The following is a 23644-nucleotide window of genomic DNA, read 5'->3' on the forward strand; positions in this document are numbered from 1 at the left end:
TTTTGAAAAAAATCAAACTTCCTGGCAAAATTTTAAAAAGCTGATAAAAATGGCTAACCCTCCTTTCTGGATTTTTGTTGCGGCAATCGCATTAAGTCTTTTGGAAGCAGCTACAGGATTAGTCGTTCCGATCTTTACACGGGATTTGATTGATCGTTTTTCAACTTCAAGTATTGAAACTCATTTAATCTTTTTATTGATTGCAGTTTTTATTCTTCAGTCAGCCACATCAGGCTTCTCCTATTATCTTATGTCTTATATTGGCGAATATATTGTGGCAAAAATCCGTTTAAAGCTTTGGAACCATGTGCTGTATTTGCCGATACCTTATTTTGACCGCCATGAATCTGGAGAATTGATGAGCCGCATAACACAGGACACTTATACAGTAAAGTCGCTTGTGACCGAGCATTTAGCTAATTTCGTTTCAGGAATTGTTACGGTCTTAGGGGCTGTCGCTATTTTAATTATCATTGATTGGAAAATGACGCTCATTCTGTTTATTTTTGTACCGCTTGCTATCGTATTGGTTCTTCCACTTGGACAGAAAATCTATAAAATTTCCATGCAAACCCAAGACGAAATGGCCACTTTCAGCGGCAATCTAGGCCGCGTGCTGAGCGATATCCGGTTGGTAAAATCAAACATTGCCGAACCTGTCGAAAAACAAAACGGAAATCAAAAAATTCAGCAGTTGTTCCGATTCGGCTTGAAGGAAGCAAAAATCCAAGCGATTATTTCACCTTTAATGGCAACGATTATTATGGCGGTGTTAGTCGTCATTATCGGCTATGGAGGAATTCGTGTTGCCAGAGGGGAATTATCCGCAGGTTCGCTCGTTGCCATCATAATATATATGGTGCAAATTATTGTACCTTTTAGCCAAATGGCAGGATTTTTTACAGCTTTCCAAAAGGCAATGGGTGCGACAGAACGAATTCAGCAGCTTTTGAATACAGAAACAGAACATAATAATGGAAATACAAGAATTGATGTTCATAAACCAATCGTGTTTCAAAACATCTCGTTTGCTTATGAAAAAGGAAAAACGATTTTGCAAAACGTTCATTTTGAAGTGAAGCCCGGCCAAACCGTCGCGATCGTCGGACCAAGCGGTGCTGGTAAAACAACTATTTTTTCCCTTATTGAACGGTTCTATCAGCCAACAAACGGGGCAATAAAATTAGGGAATACCGACATTCGCGAATTTCCGCTTTTTGAGTGGCGCCAACAGATCGGTTACGTTTCTCAAGAAAGCCCGATTATGTCTGGCACGATTCGTGAAAATATTTGCTACGGCCTAAATCGTACAGTCAGCGAAGAAGAAGTGAGAAAAGCAGCGCAATTGGCCAATGTAGATGAATTCATCGAACAAATGCAAGACGGCTATGAAACGGAAGTCGGCGAAAGAGGGATCAAACTATCCGGTGGGCAGCGTCAGCGCATTGCCATCGCGAGGGCACTGTTGAGAAATCCAAAAATTCTTCTGCTGGATGAAGCTACATCCAATTTAGACAGCAACTCCGAGCAAAAAGTGCAAAACGCTCTCCTTCATCTTATGAAAAATCGTACAACATTTGTCATCGCCCATCGACTTTCAACTATTATTAATGCAGATTTAATCATCGTCCTCGAAAATGGTAAAATTACCGGTCAGGGAACACATAATGAGTTATTGCAGTCCCATCCGTTGTATCAAAAGCTTGTCAGCCGACAAATGCAAAATTTTGCTCCCGCCAACGATTAAGGCGGGAGCCGCATATAATTTACAAATGGAAGCTGACCGCTTAAGCCCGTTTCCGCTCCATAATGTTGATCCCTAACCCCATGAACACAACAGCCATCAAGAATAGGATGCTCATCGGATAGAGCAAATCGCTGAATGAGTAGCCGTAAACTACCGCCCCTTTTAACAGGTCCATTCCATACGTAACGGGGACAAATTTTGAAAGCAAGAGAAGTGCATCCGAAGAAACAATTTCCAGCGGCCAATAAGATCCTCCGAGCATCGCCATGCTGACAGAAACAAGCGGAAGCACCGCATGAAACTGCTGCTCATTATTGACAATTCCTACTATAAAAATTGATATTGCGACAATTGCCAGTACATAAGGGATGAGCAATACGAGCACAAACCAAAATTTATCGCTGAAATCTACATCAAACACAAAGTGAAAGACTGCAAAAATAAGCGCCACCTGAATATAGCCGGTTGCAAAACTGTAAATTAAATTTCCGGCATACATCTCCCATTTTTTGACCGGCGACAAAATCATTCGATCCCAAATGCCGTTTCGCTTTTCCATTAATATATTAAAAACGTTGTACGCAATCGTATAAATGACAAAAAATAAGACACTGCCGAAAATCGATTGCATTTTGCTGTTGATGATAACAGTTTCATCCGCACGGAAATGTTTTGTCTCTATGGTAAACACCGGATCGTTTTTCGCTTCCGCAAGCGATTTTGCCACTTGCTTTGCGCTTGATTCTCCTTGTTTTTCCTTCACCTGATCGATGATCGACTTGGATTGTAATGCTTTTGCGTAAACTTTTTGAACCGTTTGCTGAACCAAATAGCTATTGGGGGTATTGGAAGCAACGATTATGCGGAAATCGTCCTTTTTAAGCTCCACACCTGCTTCCGCCTTACCTTCGCCAACCAGCTTTTCAACTTCCTCTTTTTTCATCCTTTTAAACGAAAATAGATTATACTGCTCAAGAGAGCGAATGATTTCCTTCACTTCACTTTCAGGCAGCGCGCTGTATACTGGAACAACTATAGTCTGTTTGTTTACGGAACTGATGAGCATAGCAAAAACGACAGAAAGGATCGACACCATTAAAAATAGCCAAGGCTTCCGGATAAAAAGACGCAGCTTTGCTGTCAAAACTCCGATCACGCCATTTCACCCCTTTTTGGGAAAACTAGCAAGCTCAATACAAACATAACAAAACCGAAAAGACATAAGTATATGACAGGCCAAATAAATTGCGACAGATCATAGCCTTGCAAAATTTTTAAATAAGCTGTCATGCCGGCTCCATTTGGCGTCATATCCCCCAATTTGTGCATAAATTCCGACATTTGCGAAACCGGGAAATAGCTGCCGCCAAGAAAAGCCAAAATAGAAACGACTCCGCTTGAGAAGAAAATGGAAACATTATCTGAATTTATTCGATAGCTCAATGATGTTAAAAAGGTTCCTATTCCTCCGACTGCCACACAAAGAGCAAGCGTAACAATGATAAACGAGAAGAGATCCGGCCACTTGACACTGTAAAAAACGGCTGCTAAAGCATATAACAAGGAGAGCTGAAAAAAGGCAATGATCAAGGAAGTTATGAAAATAGCAGCCATGTATAAATTTTTCGGTACATTGGCAAGCAACAAACGATGGAATGCGTTCGACTGTTTTTCTTGCAAAGCATGAGACGAAATATACGAGGCCAGATACAACACAAACATAACGCTTATGCCGACTGTATAATAAGTAAAAGAATTAATAGGCTCCCGTTTTGTCACGGTTTCCATTTCTCCCTTTACTTTTACGACAGGCAGTTCAAGTGATTCGTTTAAGCCAGCCTGATCCAGTTTAGAAATCAAAGAATATTGCTCTTGAAATTCAGTGATGAGTTCTTGAACAAATTGGGCTGTAATTTCTTTGCCTTCGTTGACATATATACTAAGCTTCGGCTTCGTTTTCTCACCAAATATTAAATGGTTTAACAACGTGTATGAAAAATGCTCCGGCACTTCAACAATGACTGTATATTTGTCATTTTCACGAATTTCCTCCAATTCAGAAGGCTGAAACTCTGCCATTTGTATATACGGTTCCAGCTCTTTTGAGCCTAAAATTTCTTGTTTTAAAATGGAAATAGGCATCATTTTTTCCACTTGTTTTAATAGAAATTCCTTTTCCTCATCCGGCATTTGCACGTTTTTTACGTCGTTGGCGAATTTTTCGAAGTCCTTTTGTTCATTGCCATGTTCGACAATCGCTACTTTCGCTTGAATATCCATTTTTTTGCTGTCCATTACACTTGTGAGCGCAAAACCTAAAATAGATATAAGAGTGAACGGCATTACTAATAGAAGAAGCAATTCCTGCTTATTGCGGATCATTATTAAAAATTGTTTCTTAATAAATTGTCCAATCATGGTCATCACCCTTTTAATTTCGTAATGCTCTTCCAGTTAAATGAAGAAACACATCTTCCAAAGTAGGTGTTTTAATCTCGATAGATGTCAACATTGTGTTTGTTTCCTCAGCAATTTTGAACAATATGGAAAAAGCATTCGCTTCTTTTGGCGTTAATACGGTAATTACCCGATCTTGCACAGTCACGCGATTGACAACCGGATGATCACGCAGCGCTTGAATAAATGAATCGTTCACGCGCTCGACAGTAATTTGGATTGTGTTTTCTGCCGATAAAATATTTTTTATCTCCTCTTTAGTACCGGCCGCCAAAATATTCCCTTTATCCATAATGTAAATGCGATTGCATAAAAATTCGACTTCCTCCATATAATGGCTCGTGTACAATACGGTCATTTTTTTCTCCTTATTTAACCTTTTGACCGTTTCCAAAATATAATTTCTTGATTGCGGATCAATGCCGACTGTCGGTTCATCCATAATGATCAATTCAGGTTCGTGCAGCAAGGCAGCCCCGATGTTCAATCTTCTCTTCATTCCGCCTGAAAAATTTTTAACAAGATCATGCTGGCGATCCGTTAAACCGATCATTTCCAAAACTTCCTCTACCTTCTGTTTTAATTGCGAACCTGACAGCCGATAAATTTTGCCGAAAAACAGCAAATTTTCCCGCGCTGATAAATCGGGATATAATGCAATTTCTTGCGGTACAACCCCTAAAATTTTTCTGAGCTTTTCCGGCCTTTTGATGACACTTTCGTTATTCAAACGAACATCACCGCTTGTCGGCGGAATCAGAGTAGAAATAATTGAAATGGTGGTCGATTTGCCGGCGCCGTTTGGCCCCAAAAGCCCGATGATTTCCCCTCTTTCCAAAAATAAATTCACACCGTTTACAGCATGCGTTTGTTTAAACCTTTTCGTTATTTCAACAGCTTCCAGCATTTTTTATCCTCCCTCTCAACGTTCTATTTGTATATTACAGCGTCCGCACTTTCTCACATACTATCTGCAGTCACTCTTTTCACTGAAAAACTATGACTTAGGTCATACATTTACAAAGTCTCTAGGAATAGCGCTGAAAATCAGCAAACATTCCGAGTCGAAGCAAACATTTTTCAATTATGAACGCTTCATTAACATAGAGCTTTAAAATTTCACGGCATTATTTCAATACAAAAAAGACCGGCCTAAATAGCCGATCCTAATCAAACAGCTAGCAAATATCATGTTTAATGGCATAAATAGCGAGCTGTGTTCTATCCCGCAGCCCAATTTTATTTAAAATTTGCGTCATATGGTTTTTGACAGTTCCGACGGACAAATGAAGGTCAGACGCAATTTCTTTGTTCGTTTTTCCTTCGCCGACAAGCTTCACAATCGCCAGCTCACGCGGTGTTAAAGGCACGTTCACCATCTCTTTTTTTGGCTTTTCCAGCAGCTTCGGTACCATTTTTGTCGCTACATCTTCATGAATGGACATTCCGCCTTTCATGCAGCTATGTATCGCATCAATCAGCTTTGCCGGTTCAGATGTCTTCAGCAAAAAACCGCTTGCCCCATCCTTCAACGTCTGTACGGCATATTCCTCATCATTAAACGTTGTTAAAATAAGAATTTTCGCATCAGGCCACCGCTCTTTTATTTTTTTAGTCGCTTCTACTCCGTTCATAACTGGCATGCGAATATCCATTAAAATCAGGTCTACAATTGTCTTTTCCATTATTTCGATTGCTTTTAACCCATGATCAGCTTCCGCGACTACTTTTAATTGCTCGTCCTGTTCGATCATCATTTTCAAGCCCTGGCGGACAATGGCTTGATCTTCAACAAGTAAAATACGGATGGTCATCATTCATACTCCTTTATTGGCAAAGTCCCATGAACAACAAACTCATCATTTGTTTGAAATATGTTCAAGCTTCCTCCAGCTTCTTTCACACGCTCTTTCATATTCGTTAAACCGAAGCCTTTTTGAAACGGTTTGGCATCCGATATCCGGTTTTTTATCGTAAATTCCAAGTCACCGATCGCATTTTTTCCTAATATGATATACACTTCCCTTGATTGCGCATGCCGCATCGCATTCGTTAGCGCCTCTTGGATGACTCGGTACAAAACGACATTTTGCTGATTAGTAAGACGGGCCGACAAAACCCCTTGCTTCGTCGTAAAATGCACCATAATATGACTTTCCGATTCCAGCTTACGAATGAGCTGAAGCACTGACGAAATCCCTTCACTTTCATCCATTTTTAGCGCCCTAACTGCATGTCTCGTTTCCTCTAAACTTTCGCGAACTAAAGATTTTAATTCTTCATATTCCTTCCTTTTCTCTTTGATCGAAAGCATCTCAAGCTGCATCAGCAATGCCGTTAATTTATGCCCGACAGAATCATGAATATCACGGGCAATTCTCGTTCGTTCTTCCAATCTGGCCGACCGCTCGTTTTCATAGCTGATACGCTTTAATCCTCTATATTCTCCTAATAGTTGTTCATACAGCTCCCTTTGTTCCTTCCTTTCAAAGATATATTCATTTAAAACAACAGAAATGAAAGTAAATATAGCAAACACCGTCAGCCATTCAAAAGGATTAGGAAGGAATAAGGCGATCAGGATCGAAACAGAAACATGAATGACGGCAAACAGACGAAAGGGCTGTTTTTTTAGCTGAAAAATTGCTTCGACATAAAGATATAAAATTAATAAAAGAGAGGCATGATTGCCTGCAGCAGACTGAAGCCATCCCGCTGACAAAATGAAAAGATCCACGATGATGTACAACAGAAGAGTATTTTTGACAACAGGCAGAAAAAAATAGCAGCCAATTGTACAAGCACTTAAAAATACCAATAAGGTGAGATGTGCTGAATGATCCAAAAAAGCTGAAAATAAAAAGTACGTCCATAAAACGGCAAAAACAAACACTCTGAATAAAAAAGCCTTCACTGACATCCCACCCTTTGTAATCTACTATCAACCTACTGAAACTATAAAAGAATGTCAACGGCTTTTCAAAAGAAATGTCGGACATTTCTCAAATCATGTACCAATTAATTAAAATACTGAACTCCTCCCTTATTCTCTCCAAAATAATTACCCTGTGATTTTAGAATTCAACATTTCTAAATAACAACCTCTATAATTAAAGACACCGGTTTAATCTAACCGATGTCTTTAACTAAATCCTATAACTAACAATAACAATTCCTATATCTAATTAGTTAATGTAAAAACCGCATAAAAATCAATATTCCAGCGGTTTTTATAAATAAAATTTTTTCTTACTAGTATTCCATAGTATGTAAAAATATCCTCATACTCTCGAAATTACACATCATAGATATAATAATAAAATCCAGGAAAACAAAAAGGAAACTCCTTCAAAAAAGGAATTCCCTTGAAAATTTACTTGCTGCCATACAACAGCACTTGCGCTATGCCGACAAAATATTCTGATTCACGAATAATATGGTTCAAAACAACTTTGGCGGTCGGATTTTTTCGAACAGCAGCGCTTTCCGTTTTAATTTGCCGGCATAATTTAATAAAATCGAGACTTTGCTTTAAGCAAAATGACACCAAATTCAATACTCGTTGATAAAGCTTTGCTGGAATATAGTAAGGGGAGCGTATGACAGACTCAATATAGCGCACAACCTTTTGATGCGTCTTCGACAATTCTTCTTCCCAATTTAACAAAGCATCTACATAGTTTTGCTCTAAATTTGCCACCAGCTCTCGGATCACAACAGTATGCTCTTCCTCTTGATGCTTCCAAAACTCCGCTTCATCCAATATGCGAAGCGGCATTTGCTGACCGTAATAAAATTGCATCATCCATCCTCCCATGATCGTCGTTCATTTCAATTGTATGGAAGGAATGGATAAGGTATGATAGCTTTGTTTGAGGATCTTTTTATTTTCAACACACTAGCTTCTATTATCTATGACACCGTAAAAAAAAGCGCCTTGCCTAGGCATTCTTTTGTTTTAAAAAATTTGAGATGTGATGACATGTGAAGAGTTTAGTGAATATGATTGGATTTACGCGAGAAAATCGGCTTATGTTTGTTTTAGCTGATATTTTTTTAACTTCCGATAAAGAGTGGACCTGGCAATATTCATTTTTTTGGCGACAGCTGATAAATTCCAGCCTGTTTCCTCTAAAAGCCTGACAAGCACTTTTTGCTCTTCGACTTCTATTAAAGATAAATCTTTAAGCTGGTTATTGATGGAGAGGCTCATTCTGTTTTCAATAAAGTATGCCGGTAAGTCTTCTATCCTAATAACAGGAGAATCACTAAATATGACGGCATACTCAATGACATTTTGCATTTCTCTTATGTTGCCGGGCCACGAATATTCTAAAAAGTAATTTAAAGTTTCTTGCGCAATGGAAAGGGATTCTCTCGCATACTTTTTTGCAAATTTTTTTAAGAAATAATCAGCAATCAGAGGAATATCTTCCCTTCGCTCACGAAGAGGAGGAATATTAACCGTAACAACGTTAAGTCTAAAAAATAAGTCTTCGCGAAAAAGCCCTTGTTTACACAAGGCATATAAGTTCTTATTCGTTGCAGCAATAATTCTCACATTGATTGGAATCGTTTGAGATGAACCCAGCCTCATAATCTCCTTTTCTTGCAGCACCCTAAGCAAATGGACTTGCAGATCTAGCGGCATCTCGCCGATTTCATCTAAAAACAAGGTTCCTTCGTTTGCTTCCTCAAATTTTCCTTTCTTCCCTTCTTTCGAACCTCCGGTAAAAGTTCCACTTTCGTAACCGAACAGTTCACTTCCAATCAATTCTTTCGGAATTGCGCCACAGTTTATTGCTAAAAAAGGTTTGTCTCTTCTCTGACTAGATTGATGTATTGATTTTGCAATTTTTTCCTTTCCTGTACCGCTTTCTCCCAACAGAAGAATCGGAACATTTGAAGGAGCAGCTTTATAACATTTGTTTAGTGCTGTTAACAATGCATCCGATGTCCCAATAATATCGTTCCATGGTTCATCCTTGAGAATGTATCGCGCAGTGGTACGGAATACCTTTTTGTTATCCTTCAACACGACCATATATCCAGCAACTTCCCCTTTAAAATGAATCGGCTCGATTGCTAAAACCTTGAAATCTCGAACCATCAAATCGCTGGAAATATCGTTTTTCGCAGAGAATTTGGACATCCTTTTCATCTCATTTATTAAAGGATGAAAATCAGGATTTACCGCCAAATCTCCTGCATGTTTCAGGTTAAATAATTCCATTAGCTTTTCACTGCTCTTCACAACATAAAAGGCATGGTTCAGTACTAGAATATGATCGTTTTTCCATTTATTTGCGCATTGAAAAAAATAATCTATTAAATAGTTATTCACTTTCATATAGACGTATGCAAGCTGTTTTTCAATCACTTGTGCAGTGGATACAGCTAAACCAAGTGTATGAGGCTGAGCATCTTCCCAAAATCCTGTAAAATCGATGACACCGATGACCTCTTTTGTGAAGGGATGAATGATAGGAGCTGAAGAACATGTCCATGGATGACATCCTTGACAAAAGTGTTCTGCAGAAAAAATTTGAATGGGATTTTGGGTGACGATACACGTTCCAATCGCATTTGTACCTGCTGCATTTTCGCTCCAGTCCATGCCAACTGTGAAATTCATTTTTTCCGCTTCCCGCAAAACATACGGTTCACCTTTCAAATAAATTATGCAACCGTTTTCATCTGTCAGCGTGATAAGATACCTAGTACCTTTCAACTTATAAAATAAATTATCAATAATCGGTTTCGCAATTTGATATAGCTCAGATCCTTTTAACAGATGATTTAATTCGTATTCTGTTAAAGCTGCCTTCGTTTGCAATTGCATCGGGTCAACTCCAGTTTCCTGACAGCGGCTCCAAGAATCTAAAACATTTTTTCGTATTTTGCCCGATATTTTATCTTCCCACGATCTTTCCACAAACATTTCCCATAAAGTTTCCAAATCTCTTTTTTTATCTGGCAAGTTGTGCGTAGAGAAAATAGATATATATGGATTGCCCATGTACTCCCCCCTCCTCTTGAACATATTATCAAAATTTTTCGAAAATAGATTATAAAAATACTTTATTCGGGGCTTTAAAAGCAAAAAACTTACCACCCCCGTAGTTCTTAAGGAATTACACACCAGTGATGATAAGCAAGGAAGTGACAAGTGTTACCACAATTATTAACGTATTTACTCGAAGATATCAAGTGTCTAGATTCGCATTTTTAATCTTTTGAATCAAATTCATGCGTTCACCATCGCTTTATCAAAACGATGTCAAATGTTTAACGCATTTGCTCAAGTGTGCATGCGACAGATTAATTTTGAGCAATACGTTTTGAACTGCTTGTCGTGAAAAATTCTGTTTGTTTATGGTATTCTCTCTAAAAATGAAATAATGTGTCAACTTTCTATAGTTTTTTTAAAACTGCTTTAAATAAAAGTGGATAACCTTTGTGATGAAAACACTCGGTTATCCACTTGCTGTTCGATTGTGTCAGCCTTTAGTCAGAAACGAACTCCTGGTTGATGGTTTATTTCACTTGAGGTATCGGACGCTTCAGCCATTCATTGTAAAATGCATCAATATCTGGTTCAAAATCTTTTAAGATTGGATACCGTTGATGGTTTATTTCACTTGAGGTATCGGACGCTTCAGCCATTCATTGTAAAATGCATCAATATCTGGTTCAAAATCTTTTAAGATTGGATACCAAGGTGTTACAGCTTCTACCTCCAGTTGACTTGCACAATTTGGGCAATAGTATTCACGTATAACCTGCCACTCCGGATCTGGAGCAAGCAGCTTCGGATACAGCTCCACCATTTTTTCCTCTGTATCACGAACGTATATAAGCGCATGAAGTTTCCAGTTGTCACTTGCCTCACAAAATTCATGTCCGCAATCACACTTTACGACTCGTTTGCCATCTGGCTTCAAAACGATATAAAGGTGAAGTCCAGCCGGCAATAGAATTGGATCATCCCATGGAACTCTTTCCTGCAAAATGCTGATATATTTATCAAATCGGTCAGTATCCTTAAAATTTGAAAGCATTTCTTTTAATTTGTAAAAATCAATTGTTCCGTCGATCAGCTCTTCAATCGTCTTACGATCATATTGTGCCATGTTCTCACCCCGTTTTTTTCTGATGATTTATTTTTGCTCCAAAGGTTGGTACACCTAACTCATCTTCTGATAAATGCCATTCTGTCGGCAGATTCCAGAACTGTTTAAACTCATTCGCAAATTTTTCACTTAAGGCAAAGCTGCCGGCATACATATGACGAACCTGTACAGCCGCTTCTTTGTTTAGAATTTTTTGTCTCTCCTGCTCCATCCATTCTTTTACAGGAACCCCGCGCTTTAGACGCTCTTTTCTCATTTTTTTGCGGCGTTTTTCTGTCGCTTTTTCATCAACGATATACTTGCCTTTTTCATTTTTGCTGACAACTGCTCCGTAAACGCTTTCTGCATAACGCGGCAGCAGCAGTCCTTCATTTAAATCATCCTCAATCATTTTCGGCTTGCGCTCAAGCGGATCCCCAAAACCAGGTCCCCCACGAAGGTAATTTAAATACAGATCGTAATTTTCAAAAATTGTTTCTGTTGTAATGGATTGCTTATCACGGATAATTTCCTTTGCTTCCATTAAAGTATCGTATTCTGGATTATCCGGATCACTGTCTCCCCCTGTAGGAATAGGCAGTCTTTTTTCGATCCGTTCTTTCAAATTCGTTCCATGTGCTTCAAAACGGTATCCTGATGCTGCTGGATAGCCTCCCATTAAACCGCAGTCACTTGACATATAGCCATTTCCCATAAAGAACATCGTCCAGTCTTTTGCACCATATACCATCCGCAAAGTCTCGTAGCCGCTGCCTCCCCGGTATTTTCCATACCCTGCTGTATTTGGTTTTATGCTTCGTCCCAAATAAAGAAGCGGTTCTGCGAGCTCCCAAATTTCCATATCTCCCATATCACCTTCAGGGTTCCAGATGGCTGCCGCATGGTTAATACCGTCTCTTACCGCACTTGCTCCGACCCCTTCGGCTGCTGATTCGAAGCTGTTAACGGCATGATTTTCGTTAAATTGGTTATATCCTCCTCCTTGCAGCCAGTTAGAAGTGTTGGCATTTCCGGCGTTAACTTCTTCTAAATACCCGCGTGCAAAGTAGTTGCGGCTAAGTGCACGCCATAATGGACTCCATGCAGATACAAGGAAGTGCCATGCATAGCTGTGAGCGGTCCGAATATCGTCCGGATTTAGCCATGAACCGTAAGGCAAGTCGAACTGGCTCGCATAATAAGCGCCATCATTAACCCGATCGTTCGGGATGAGCGTTTGCGACATCATGACCCATATTCCGCTCGTAATCGAAACAGGTGTAGCATTGTAGCTGTGCCATCCCCATCTGTTAACGCCTTCAAAGTCGATTTGGAACTTGCCATCTTTGTGAACAGTCAGTTCTGTTGGGGCATGCATAATCGTGTTTACACGAGCGTAAGGAGGAACATCTAGGTTTTTATACGGTACGTCCACAAATGAAACTTGGCGGTATTTACCCGGAATCAGCAACGTTTTTACTTGATTGACAAAACCGCGCCGTCCATCCTCAATTACCTCGCGAATAAATTGTTTATAAGTGTCGACACCTTCCTCCTTGACAATATCAAGGACAAGGTCTCTGATCATATGGCAGCCGGCTACGCGAGTCCGTTCATCAAGAAGCCAGTACTTTGTTGTTCGGACAGAACGCTGGCTTTCAATAAGCCAATCTTTTAAGAGCGTATCGTTTTTACCGATTTTACGGCAGGCCACTTGATAACCGTCATCGTAACGGCTAACTGGTCCAACGGTCATACTTCCTGGTGCAGTCGCCCCAACATCAATTACGTGGGTAACTCCGCCAACCCAGCCTATCAGCTCGCCCTCGTAAAAGATTGGAACAATTGTATGAACGTCACATGGGTGCACATTTCCGATCTGGCAATCATTGTTACAGAAAATATCTCCGTCTTCAATTCCCGGATTCTCTTCATAATCGTTTTTAATCATGTATTTAATCGCTGCGCCCATCGTCCCGACGTGAATGATAATTCCAGTAGAAGTTACAATCGAATCTCCTTCAGGAGTGTATAAAGTAAAGCATAATTCCCCTTCTTGCTCAACAATCGGGGAGGCCGCCACTCTTTTGGCCGTTTCCCTTGCATGCACAACTCCTCCCCGCAATTTTGAAAAGATCTTTTCATAGCGGATTGGATATGACTCTTTTAATGGCAATGTTTTTAAACCTGCGTAATGTCCTGTCTCTCGGCTGATTTCATCAATTTCTTTACGCATTTGCTTGAGTGTTTTTCCGTGCCAACCAATATTTTTCTGGCTTTGTATTGTTTTTTCAGTAATCGTCATGAAAAAATACCCTCCTTTTTCCTTAAAGTTCTTTTAAGTGGAAAATGCGATGCTCATCAAGATATGTTTCAAAACCAGGCGGAATCACAAACGTTGTGGCTGGAGATTCTAAAATTGAAAATGCACCGATTTTGTTCCCTGGCTTCAATTTTTCCATTTCCCAAATGTTTGCTTTGATCCACTCGCCCTTCCAATACACATCACGCTGGCCAAGAAACGCTTCTGACGGCGGAGTTTCTCCAGATAGAGGCTCCTCAGGAATTTTCGGCTTTGCCACTTCAACAATACCGCGTACGATTGCTCCTGTGATGCTGTAACCGAGTTCAGGCGATTTGGCCGCTTTTGCGTAAATTCTCGCATACGTTTCTTCGAATGCTTTGACAAGCTCTTCCCAGTCGTTAATATCCTTAAACTTTTGAATCGGCGATTCAATTTCAAGGTCGTTTAACTGACCTTGGTACTGCATGCGGAAATAAAGACGGAAACTCACATCTTGTCGTTTAAAGTTATTTTTCTCAAATTCAGCTGCCACTTTTTCGATTAGTTCATCCCAAGCATCCTGCAATTCTTTACCTGCCTTCAGCTTACTGCTGTCTTCATCCCCGTTGTTTACATTGATATCAAGTGTTTTATCATAGCGGTATTCAAAGTCTGCCGCACCGCAGCCAAAAGCAGAAAATCCAGCTGCCCACGCCGGTACTAGAACATCTTCAAAGCCAAGACCTTTTGTGTAGCCGGCAGTATGAAGCGGACCGCCGCCTCCATAAGAGAAGCATACATATTGAGATGGCGAATACCCTTTTCCAAGGATCATAGATTCAAGATAATTGCGCAGTTGCGACTCAAGCAGATCGATAACACCGTATGCTGCGTCTTCAACAGATAATCCGAGCGGATCGGCGACCTGCTTCTTCAATGCTTCATAAGCTCTTTCCGGATATAGCTTAACCTCGCCGCCAAGGAAATTATCCGGGTTGATTAGTCCAAGAACAACGTGGCAGTCGGTTACTGTTACCGTTTCTATGCCGCCCTCCGGATAACAAACGCCGACTCTCGAACCTGCGCTGTCCGGTCCAAGTGTTAATGATTTGAAGTTCGGATCCACTCGCACAAAGCTGCCTGCCCCAGCTCCAACAGTATCCATGGAAACAAGCGGTAATGATAGTACAAGCCTTGCCATATCTGGGCTTGTATTAATACTCAAATCCCCTTGAGTAATAAGAGCCATATCAAAACTTGTTCCGCCGATATCCGAGCATGCAATATTGCGAATACCGAGTTGTTCACCAAGATATTTCGCGCCAACTACTCCCCCAATCGGACCTGAAACGAGCGTTCTTGCCAGTTCATTTGCACGCGTACTTATCGTTCCACCGTGGCTGGCCATGACCCGAAGATCAAATTTTGCCCCGTGATTTCTTAACATGTTATCAATTTTCGACAATGTCTCCCGAGACGGGTCTGCTGCATATGCTTCAATAATGGTTGTATTTGTGCGGTGAGACTCTTTTCTAACAGGGTAATAATCAACCGATGCAAACACAGGCACTTCTTTTCCGACTTTCTTCATGACTTCCTTTGCAATATCCCTAATTTTTCGTTCATGCTGCGGATATTTGTAAGAATGAAGCAAACTGATCACAATTGCTTCGACATCCTGTTCCAGAAGGTCCAATACTGCTGGTTCCACTTCATGTTCATAAAGTGGAATGACAACGTTTCCAAATAAATCGACTCTTTCTGTTACGCCTCTTGTCAATTCTCTCGGTACAAGTGGAGGATCGTAACGATGAGTATTCAAGTGTAAACGGTCTGAATAAGAATATCCTAGGTAAGCCTGGATCGCCCGGCCCATTCGATGGAAATCCTCCATCCCTTTATTAACGATCAGACCGACGCGGCGTCCTTTCCTTGACACGAGACGATTCAGCATCGCTGTTCCGGAGTAGACACCCGCAAGCAATTTAGGAAATTCTTCTTCTACTGTTGTGTTCCAGTAAGTTAGTGCATCCCTTGCAGAGTTGAGAAGACCAATTGATTCATCTTCAGGTGTGGATTGTGCTTTTCCGACGACAAATTCACCATTGTCGTCAATAATGAAGGTATCTGTCATCGTTCCCCCTGCATCGATAGCAAGTATTTGTGCATTGCGAGTTGTTACTGCTTCCATCCATTTCTCTCCTTTCTTTTTTCAAAAATTGATTTTGTTTTCGCTTTTTACTTTGCAACATTCGTGCCAATATTAAAAATTATCAAAAAGTTGAGAAGAGAAAAGGCTTTCGAAAATTAGAGAATGGTGAAAGAGAATGATGAATTGTAGCGAATCGCTACACTGTTTCGCTACAATTTTTTCGTACAACAATACAGCTAAAAAAGAATTTGTTGCAATTCGCCCATAGAATTTTGTTGCTTGCTCCATACAATTCGACAGACAGCTTAAGCTCGATCAAGAGATTTTTTGTAAAAAAATAGACCATCTTTTAGTCTAGTAAACATAAAAATAACGACAAGGAATTTTCCAAGGGACAACAAAGACGACTTGAATGACAAAGCCACTATTGTACCGTCCTAATTTTATGATGGAAAATTTGATGAACAATAACTGCAGTTTCATTTTGTTTCTAAGTAAAAAACAAGTTTGAATGTTCTGAAATTTTAGTTGGAAACAGTTGATACTTTGATGAAAGTCGCCATTATCGAAACGATAAATACGTTTGAAAAATCATAATGGATTTTCTTTAAGCATTTCCAGCAATTTTTTTAAAGCAAATGAGTGATATCTGCCTTTTCTCGTAATGATGCCGAGTCTCCAAAGAAGAGGCGGATCTTTAAGCGGAACAATCGTGATGTTGGGGCTGTTCTGTTTATGAAAAATCATTTTCGGCATTAAAGTAATACCTAGTTTTGATGAAACAAGCTCAAGAATTAAATCCCATTGCGAGCTTTCATATGAAACAATTGGAGTAAAGCCTGCATTTTTACATGTGTTGATGATGTAATCGTGGAGTTTGAAGTTTTTCGAAAACAATATAAACGGTTCATCTTTTAATTCATGTACTGAAACTGTTTGTTTTTGTGCAATTGGGTGGTCACGATGAATAAACAAGACAAATTCTTCTGTAATAAACGGATGAATATGAAAAACGGATTCGTCTACAGGCAGTACAACTATGCCAATGTCAATCTCTCCTTCTTCCACTAATTGTTCGATGACCTTTGCCCCAAGCTCTATAAGTTCAAGTTTCACATTCGGATAGTTTTGATGAAACATTCTAGCAATAGAAGGAAAAAACAAAGTTCCAATGAGCGGCGGAACCCCCATCTTAATCTCTCCAGTCGCAAGATTAGAAAGTTCATCTAATAACATTTTCATTTCTTCCAACGTTTCAATCAATTTTTTTCCTTGCTGATATACAATTTGACCTGCATCTGTCAAACGGAGATGACGAGTTGACCTTTCGATCAGTTCAACATGCAGCTCAGCTTCAAGCTTTTTAACGGCTTTGCTCAATGAAGGCTGTGATAAGTAGGAATATTCAGCAGCCTTTGTAAAGCTGTTATGATTGGCAACATCAATGAAAGATTGAATATCACGAAATTCCACCATACTCCCCCCTTATTTATTCACTATTGGAATAAATTGTATTCTTTTTATCTATTTTACTTATAGATAATGGGAATGTAAACTCTTACATAAGACAAAGAAAGGAGGAGATGTTCATGAACAAAATCATGAATTCATTTTCGGAAGCGGTTTCAGACATTCAAGACGGTGCATCCATTGTTGTAGGCGGATTTGGGTTGTGCGGAATTCCAGAAAAGACTATTCAAGCTTTACGTGACAAGGGGACAAAGAATTTGACTATTTACAGCAACAATTGTGGTGTCGATGATTGGGGACTTGGTCTTCTACTCAAAAATAAACAAATAAAAAAAATGGTCGCTTCCTACGTCGGGGAAAATAAAATTTTTGAACAGCAATTTTTAAGCGGCGATTTAGAAGTAGAACTTATACCACAAGGTACTCTTGCAGAACGAATGAGAGCAGGTGGAGCAGGAATTCCGGCTTTTTATACCGCAACAGGTGTCGGAACGCCGATCGCAAAAGGAAAAGAAGAAAGAGAGTTCAACGGAAAAACATATTTGCTAGAGGAAGCCATCGTTGCAGATTTTGCTTTTGTAAAAGCGTGGAAGGCTGATACTTATGGGAATCTTGTGTATCGGAAAACAGCGCGAAATTTTAATCCGCTTGCCGCAATGGCAGGTAAAATCACCATAGCGGAAGTGGAACAAATTGTTGAACCTGGTGAACTTGATCCGGACGAAATTCACACACCATGTATTTATGTTCAACGCTTACTGGTAGGAACGAATTATGAAAAACGCATTGAGCGGAGAACAGTGGTTACTAAATAAAAGAAGGAGTGATCAGGATGTCTAACAATCGATTAAAGATTGTTAAGCGTGCGGTAAAGGAAATTGAAAACGGAATGATTGTCAATCTTGGCATCGGAATGCCAACACTTATTGCCAATGAGATTCCGTCCAATTTCAACATCTTATTACATTCAGAAAATGGGCTGCTTGGCATTGGACCTTATCCGGTTGAAGGGGAGGAAGATCCCGATTTGATTAACGCTGGTAAAGAAACGATTACTACAGTGCTCGGCGCTTCATTTTTTGACAGTGCCGAATCATTTGCAATGGTTCGTGGAGGACATATTGATCTTGCTATTTTAGGAGGTATGGAAGTTTCAGAGAACGGCGATTTAGCCAATTGGATGATTCCAGGAAAAATGGTCAAAGGTATGGGCGGAGCAATGGATCTTGTAAACGGTGCGAAACGCGTCATCGTCATTATGGAACATTTGAACAAGAGCGGGGAATCGAAAGTGAAGAAAGAATGTACACTTCCACTTACTGGAAAAGGTGTCGTCCATCGATTGATTACCGATTTAGCCGTGTTTGACTTTACAGATCAAGGGATGGTGCTGATTGAAACAATGGATGGTGTTTCAGTTGATGAAGTGATAGCAAAAACAGAGGCAAAATTCACAGTTTCTCCTGAACTTTCGGAGGTGAATTAAATGGTAAAGACAGTTATTTTAGAAGGAGCGCGTACCCCGATTGGAAAATTTAACGGATCGCTTGCTCAATTAACAGCATCACAGCTTGGCGGTATTTCGATGAAAGAGGCTTTAATGCGAGCAGAAGTAAAGCCTGAAGATGTGAATGAAGTCATTTTCGGAAATGTTCTTCAGGCTGGACAGGGACAGATCCCGTCGCGCCAGGCAGCACGTGAAGCAGGTATTCCTTGGAGCATTAAAACAGAAACAGTGAATAAAGTTTGTGCATCCGGTCTTCGCAGTGTAACAATGGCTGATCAAATCATTCGGGCAGGCGACGAAGAAATCATTTTGGCAGGCGGCATGGAGTCAATGTCAAACGCTCCATATGCATTGAAGAACGCAAGATGGGGGTTAAGAATGGGTAATGCACAGATGGTTGATTTAATGATTCATGATGGCCTGTCATGCAGTTTTACTGGTGTTCATATGGGGACGTACGGAAACAAAATTGCGAAAGAGTATGAAATATCGCGTGAAGAACAGGACAATTGGGCTGTGAGAAGCCATAAAAGAGCAATTGCAGCAATCGAAGAAGGCAAGATGGCAGAAGAGATTGCAGCGGTTGAAATTCCACAGCGTAAAGGCAGCCCGCTTGTCATTTATAAAGATGAATCACCGCGAAAAGACACAACGAAAGAGATTCTGGCAACATTACCTCCTGTATTTGGCAAAGATGGAACGATTACAGCCGGCAACGCACCTGGAATTAATGATGGAGCTGCAGCGCTTGTACTGATGAGCGATGAACGGGCAAAAAGAGAAGGTAAAAACGTTCTTGCAACCATCATTGGCCATGCAGAAGTTGCGGTTGAAGCAGAAAATTTTCCAATAACACCGGGCCTTGTCATTCTTGAGCTATTGAAAAAGACGGGGAAATCTGTCGATGATATCGACTTGTTCGAAATTAATGAAGCATTCGCAGTCGTTGCACTCGCTAGTATAAAAATTGCGGGAATCGATCCGGAAAAAGTGAATGTAAATGGCGGTGCTGTTGCCCTTGGTCACCCAATCGGCGCAAGCGGCGCGCGTATTCTTTTGACACTAGCGTACGAATTACGCCGTCGCGGAGGAGGGATTGGAATCGCAGCGATCTGTTCTGGAAGCGGTCAGGGAGATGCCGTGATGATTGAAGTAAAATAAAATGGATATAATTTGAAACCTATAAACAAAAAGAGTGAATTTGACCAAACTAATTATTATATTGATTTAATAGAAACATAATCGCCATTTTGCATCAAGCTTTGATTCTATTAAAACATTTAGCATCAGTAGTTTTGTGCGCCAGTGCAAAATAAAAAAGAAGCCTCCATAAAATCAGGCCCCATTGAAAGCAAAAAATCATAAACATCGATATATCAACGTTTCAAAACATTAAAGGGGGCATCAATAAGCCGTAAAAGCGACTTATTAGACACCCCCGTATTTTGTATTAATTTTTTATTTTTTTCATCACATTGTTCGTTCCGCGGCCGAAATAGTTTACCAATTTTTTATACTCTTCATAATACAAATTATATTTTTCTACGTGATCCTGTTTCGGATAAAAAACTTTGTCTTTTAATTTGGCCATATTTGCTGCTGCTTCTTCGATCGTATCGTATCCACCTAGTTTTGATCCTGCAGCAACAGCTCCGAACATTGCAGCTCCGATGGCTGATGTGATTTTGTTAGATGCGATCTTGATTGGTCTTGCCGTTACATCTGCATATATTTGCATGAGCATTTCATTTTGATGAGGCAGTCCGCCGCATGCAACCAATTCATTAATTTCGATTCCTGCATTCTCAAAGCTTTCAATGATCAAGCGTGTCCCGAATGCTGTTGATTCAATTAATGCACGGTAAATTTCTTCAGGTTTTGTATTCAGCGTAAGACCGACTAATAAACCTGACAAATTGGCATCAACTAACGGAGTTCTATTTCCATTATGCCAATCCAATGCCAGCAATCCTTTTGATCCTGGAGGCAATGTGCTGGCTTTTTGTTCCAAATATTGATGAATAGATAGATTTTTGGCCTCCGCTTCTCTTTCGACATAACCCGGCACAAGCTCTTTGACAAACCATGCAAAAATGTCGCCAACAGCAGCCTGGCCTGCCTCATATCCGTAGTAGCCAGGGATTATTCCATCTTCGACGACTCCGCTGATTCCTTCGACAAACTCTTCTTTTGTGCTTAACAGCATATGACAGGTGGAGGTTCCCATAACCATAACCATGCTTCCAGGTGCGGTAACTCCTGCACCTGGAACAGCAGCATGAGCATCTATAATTCCAATGGCAACCGGTGTTTTTGGTTTTAGTCCAATTTTTGCTGCAAACTCTTCCGTCAGCTCGCCAGCCTTGCTGCCGATCGGAACCACTTCACCCGACAGTTTTGTTTCATAAATATTTTCCATCAATGGATGAAGTCTTTTTAAAAATTCTTTTCTTACATAGCCTTCCTGTTTATGCCACATTCCTTTATAGCCGGCAGAACAGCTATTTCGTTTCACTTCACCGACCATCAGCGACGTCAGCCAATCAGCTGCTTCAAGGAACAATGCCGCTTCATGATAGAGCTCCTCACGATCATGTATAATTTCTAATATTTTCGGCAGCATCCATTCTGACGAAATTTTTCCACCATAACGCTTTAACCATTCTTCATTCGACTCGCTTGCTAATTGATTAATTGTATCTGCTTCTGGCTGCGCTGCATGATGTTTCCATAATTTTACCCATGCATGCGGCTCATCTTTCCATTTTTCCAGAAAACATAATGGTGTTAATTGTTCATCGACAGGCAGAATTGTACAGGATGTAAAATCAATTCCTATGCCGACGATATCATCTTTGCTCACCCCGGAATCCTCTAACACTCTCGGGATGGACGTTTCCAGCACATCTAAATAATCTTGCGGGTGCTGAAGAGCTGTACTGTTTTTCAGCTTCTTCTGCTTATGAGGAAGAGTTTCCGTTATGACTCCATGTTTATATTGTGTGGAATGAGTACCAGCAACCTCACCAGTTGCAACATCTACTAAGACAACTCTTCCAGATTCAGTCCCAAAATCTACTCCGATTGCGTATTTTTTCATAAGCATCCCGTTCCTTTGTTACTTGTTATTTATAGATCGGCCCAAAGTTTTTACATGCTCTGTAATCAGCGCCTTCAAGATCTTTTGTTCCAAACATGCTCCAAGCATCTGGTCTGAATATTTTTTCCTCAGGTACATTGTGCATATTTACCGGAATGCGAAGAATGGATGCCAGCGTGATTAAATCGGCTCCAATATGACCATAGCTGATGGAACAATGGTTGGCTCCCCAGTTATTCATAACCGAGTAAACATCTTTAAATGCACCTTCTCCGGTTAGATTCGGAACAAACCAAGTGGTAGGCCAAGTTGGATCGGTCCGTTTGTCAAGCACGTCATGAACTTCTTCCGGCAAATCAACCGTATATCCTTCTGCAATTTGCAGAACAGGACCCAGCCCTTTAACAATATTTAAGCGCGAAATCGTTACAGGCATGCCGCCTTTTGTTAAAAAGTCAGTTGAATATCCGCCGCCTCTGAAGTATTCAGTTGAAGCAGGTCTAAATTGTGTTGCTTCCAAGCATTTTTTAATATCTTCATCTGTCAATTCGTAGTATGGTTTAATAACTGGTTTGCCGTCTTTTGTTTGTTCTCCTGTTCCATCCAATGCAGCCGCTCCAGAATTAATTAAATGGATGATTCCGTTTGCCGCTCTCCCTTCAAGAGTATAGCCAGTTACCCGCTTGACAGCCTCCGGACTCCAATAAGTTCTCACGTCGGCAAAAATTTGCGCCGTATTAGTTAAAAGGTAGCCGAACAACATGGAAATGCCGTTCAAGTTATCATTTTCCGTTGCAAAAATATATGGCGCTCTTTTTCCGTTCCAGTCAAAAGATGAATTTAAAATCGTTTCCATAAAATCTCCATTTGGGAAATAGTCGGTCCATTGACGCTGTCCTTGGAAACCAGCAACAATGGCGTTTCTTCCTAGAGCTTCTTCTCCATATCCCATTTCTTCTAATTTTTTATTGCCAACCATTAAGTCGCGTGCGATAAGAGCCATTTTTACGCTGATTTCCCAATCTTTTTCCTTCTGCTCTTCTGTTCTTTTAAAGCCGTCGCGATTGTTGTCCGGACCAACTTTACAGTTTTCCTTCACCCATTTTAAGGCTCTTTCATATTCCTCTTTATCGTAAATTTCCAGTTCAATTCTGCGCACGAATTCGCTCATATCAACATATTCATTTCTCATTCCAAGATAGTTTTGGAAAAAGTCTTCTTGCACAACACTTCCTGCAATTCCCATTGATACAGATCCAATGGAGAGATAAGATTTACCCTTCATCATAGCAACAGCCAGTCCTGCTTTTGCAAAACGAATGAGCTTCTCTTTTACATCTTCAGGTATATTCGTATCTCCTGCATCTTGAACATCCTTACCGTAAATTCCAAAGGCAGGAAGTCCTTTTTGGTTATAACCTGCTAGAACAGCAGCTAAATAGACAGCGCCAGGTCTTTCTGTTCCATTGAATCCCCAAACTGCTTTCGGAATGTGAGGATCCATATCCATTGTTTCAGTTCCATAGCACCAGCATGGAGTAACAGTAATTGAAACGCCAACGCCTTCTCTTGCAAACTTTTCAGCTGCTTCTGCCGCTTCTTTTACTCCTCCAATACATGTATCTGCAATCACACATTCCACTGGCTGTCCATTATAATAAAAAACATTTTCCTCCAGTAATTTAGCTACAGCTTTTGCCATGTTCATTGTTGTTTCTTCTAATGATTCACGAACTCCTTTTCTTCTGCCGTCGATCGTCGGGCGTATTCCTATCTTTGGTAGATTTCCTACATATCGTGGATCTTTTGCCATCT

Annotated in this window: 18 protein-coding genes; 4 read left to right on the forward strand and 14 right to left on the reverse strand. The window is 40.3% G+C overall.

Annotation, left to right across the window (positions count from 1 at the left end; all coding sequences use genetic code 11):
• Nucleotides 1–49: 49 nt before the first annotated feature.
• Nucleotides 50–1747: an ABC transporter ATP-binding protein gene (locus tag NSQ61_RS12185; protein WP_063389292.1), complete on the forward strand. Its 1698-nt coding sequence runs from the start codon at nucleotides 50–52 to the stop codon at nucleotides 1745–1747.
• A 40-nt stretch (nucleotides 1748–1787) separates the two neighbouring features.
• On the opposite strand, the gene NSQ61_RS12190 is transcribed toward NSQ61_RS12185, so the two are convergent.
• The 12 genes from NSQ61_RS12190 to NSQ61_RS12245 all read right to left on the reverse strand — a co-directional run bounded on the left by NSQ61_RS12190 (nucleotide 1788) and on the right by NSQ61_RS12245 (nucleotide 17225).
• A complete protein-coding gene (locus NSQ61_RS12190; RefSeq protein WP_063389230.1) occupies nucleotides 1788–2903 on the reverse strand; it encodes an ABC transporter permease in 1116 nt (371 codons plus the stop codon).
• Nucleotides 2900–4165 carry an ABC transporter permease gene (locus NSQ61_RS12195; RefSeq protein ID WP_340807157.1) on the reverse strand — a complete coding sequence of 422 codons (1266 nt, stop codon included), beginning with the start codon at nucleotides 4163–4165 and terminating at the stop codon, nucleotides 2900–2902. The genes NSQ61_RS12190 and NSQ61_RS12195 overlap by 4 nt, the downstream gene beginning before the upstream one ends.
• Nucleotides 4166–4178: 13 nt before the next feature.
• Entirely contained in the window at nucleotides 4179–5111 is a 933-nt protein-coding gene (locus tag NSQ61_RS12200) for an ABC transporter ATP-binding protein (RefSeq protein WP_063389232.1), read from the reverse strand.
• 271 nt (nucleotides 5112–5382) lie between these two features.
• Nucleotides 5383–6018 carry a response regulator transcription factor gene (locus NSQ61_RS12205; RefSeq protein ID WP_339212212.1) on the reverse strand — a complete coding sequence of 212 codons (636 nt, stop codon included), beginning with the start codon at nucleotides 6016–6018 and terminating at the stop codon, nucleotides 5383–5385.
• Nucleotides 6018–7118, reverse strand: coding sequence for a sensor histidine kinase (locus tag NSQ61_RS12210; RefSeq protein ID WP_066246778.1), 1101 nt, complete (start codon nucleotides 7116–7118; stop codon nucleotides 6018–6020). Before NSQ61_RS12210 ends, NSQ61_RS12205 begins: the two co-directional genes overlap by 1 nt.
• Before the next feature lie 459 nt (nucleotides 7119–7577).
• The gene (locus NSQ61_RS12215) at nucleotides 7578–8006 is read right to left on the reverse strand and encodes a DUF2935 domain-containing protein (RefSeq protein WP_063389235.1); all 429 of its coding nucleotides are present in this window, start codon (nucleotides 8004–8006) and stop codon (nucleotides 7578–7580) included.
• Between the two features lie 228 nt (nucleotides 8007–8234).
• Nucleotides 8235–10223, reverse strand: a complete 1989-nt coding sequence (locus NSQ61_RS12220) for a sigma-54-dependent Fis family transcriptional regulator (protein ID WP_066246779.1) — start codon at nucleotides 10221–10223, stop codon at nucleotides 8235–8237.
• A 518-nt stretch (nucleotides 10224–10741) separates the two neighbouring features.
• Complete coding sequence (locus NSQ61_RS12225) at nucleotides 10742–10870, reverse strand: acetone carboxylase subunit gamma (protein WP_445659450.1); 129 nt, start codon at nucleotides 10868–10870, stop codon at nucleotides 10742–10744.
• The gene (locus NSQ61_RS12230; RefSeq protein WP_063389236.1) at nucleotides 10837–11337 is read right to left on the reverse strand and encodes an acetone carboxylase subunit gamma; all 501 of its coding nucleotides are present in this window, start codon (nucleotides 11335–11337) and stop codon (nucleotides 10837–10839) included. The genes NSQ61_RS12225 and NSQ61_RS12230 overlap by 34 nt, the downstream gene beginning before the upstream one ends.
• Nucleotides 11338–11341: 4 nt before the next feature.
• Nucleotides 11342–13621 carry a hydantoinase B/oxoprolinase family protein gene (locus tag NSQ61_RS12235; RefSeq protein WP_066246781.1) on the reverse strand — a complete coding sequence of 760 codons (2280 nt, stop codon included), beginning with the start codon at nucleotides 13619–13621 and terminating at the stop codon, nucleotides 11342–11344.
• Between the two features lie 22 nt (nucleotides 13622–13643).
• The gene (locus tag NSQ61_RS12240) at nucleotides 13644–15791 is read right to left on the reverse strand and encodes a hydantoinase/oxoprolinase family protein (RefSeq protein WP_063389238.1); all 2148 of its coding nucleotides are present in this window, start codon (nucleotides 15789–15791) and stop codon (nucleotides 13644–13646) included.
• A 552-nt stretch (nucleotides 15792–16343) separates the two neighbouring features.
• Entirely contained in the window at nucleotides 16344–17225 is an 882-nt protein-coding gene (locus NSQ61_RS12245; RefSeq protein WP_063389239.1) for a LysR family transcriptional regulator, read from the reverse strand.
• A 116-nt stretch (nucleotides 17226–17341) separates the two neighbouring features.
• Between NSQ61_RS12245 and NSQ61_RS12250 the strand changes: the two genes are divergently transcribed.
• Genes NSQ61_RS12250 through NSQ61_RS12260 form a run of 3 tightly spaced genes read left to right on the forward strand, consistent with a single transcriptional unit; the run spans nucleotide 17342 to nucleotide 19890 of the window.
• Nucleotides 17342–18037, forward strand: coding sequence for a CoA transferase subunit A (locus NSQ61_RS12250; RefSeq protein WP_094245162.1), 696 nt, complete (start codon nucleotides 17342–17344; stop codon nucleotides 18035–18037).
• Between the two features lie 17 nt (nucleotides 18038–18054).
• Nucleotides 18055–18708 (forward strand): CoA transferase subunit B, encoded by a 654-nt coding sequence (locus NSQ61_RS12255; RefSeq protein ID WP_063389241.1) that lies wholly within the window; start codon nucleotides 18055–18057, stop codon nucleotides 18706–18708.
• Nucleotides 18709–19890: an acetyl-CoA C-acetyltransferase gene (locus NSQ61_RS12260; RefSeq protein ID WP_066246782.1), complete on the forward strand. Its 1182-nt coding sequence runs from the start codon at nucleotides 18709–18711 to the stop codon at nucleotides 19888–19890.
• A 289-nt stretch (nucleotides 19891–20179) separates the two neighbouring features.
• Here the strand turns inward: NSQ61_RS12260 and NSQ61_RS12265 are convergent, their stop codons facing one another.
• Both NSQ61_RS12265 and NSQ61_RS12270 read right to left on the reverse strand, forming a co-directional pair.
• On the reverse strand, nucleotides 20180–21829 hold the full coding sequence (locus NSQ61_RS12265) for a ribulokinase (RefSeq protein WP_082829344.1): 1650 nt from the start codon (nucleotides 21827–21829) through the stop codon (nucleotides 20180–20182).
• A gap of 25 nt (nucleotides 21830–21854) precedes the next feature.
• Nucleotides 21855–23642, reverse strand: a complete 1788-nt coding sequence (locus tag NSQ61_RS12270) for an L-fucose isomerase (RefSeq protein WP_063389244.1) — start codon at nucleotides 23640–23642, stop codon at nucleotides 21855–21857.
• Nucleotides 23643–23644: the final 2 nt, after the last annotated feature.

The organism is Aeribacillus sp. FSL K6-1121 (assembly GCF_038003725.1).
Classification (GTDB): Bacteria; Bacillota; Bacilli; order Bacillales; family Aeribacillaceae; genus Aeribacillus; species Aeribacillus composti.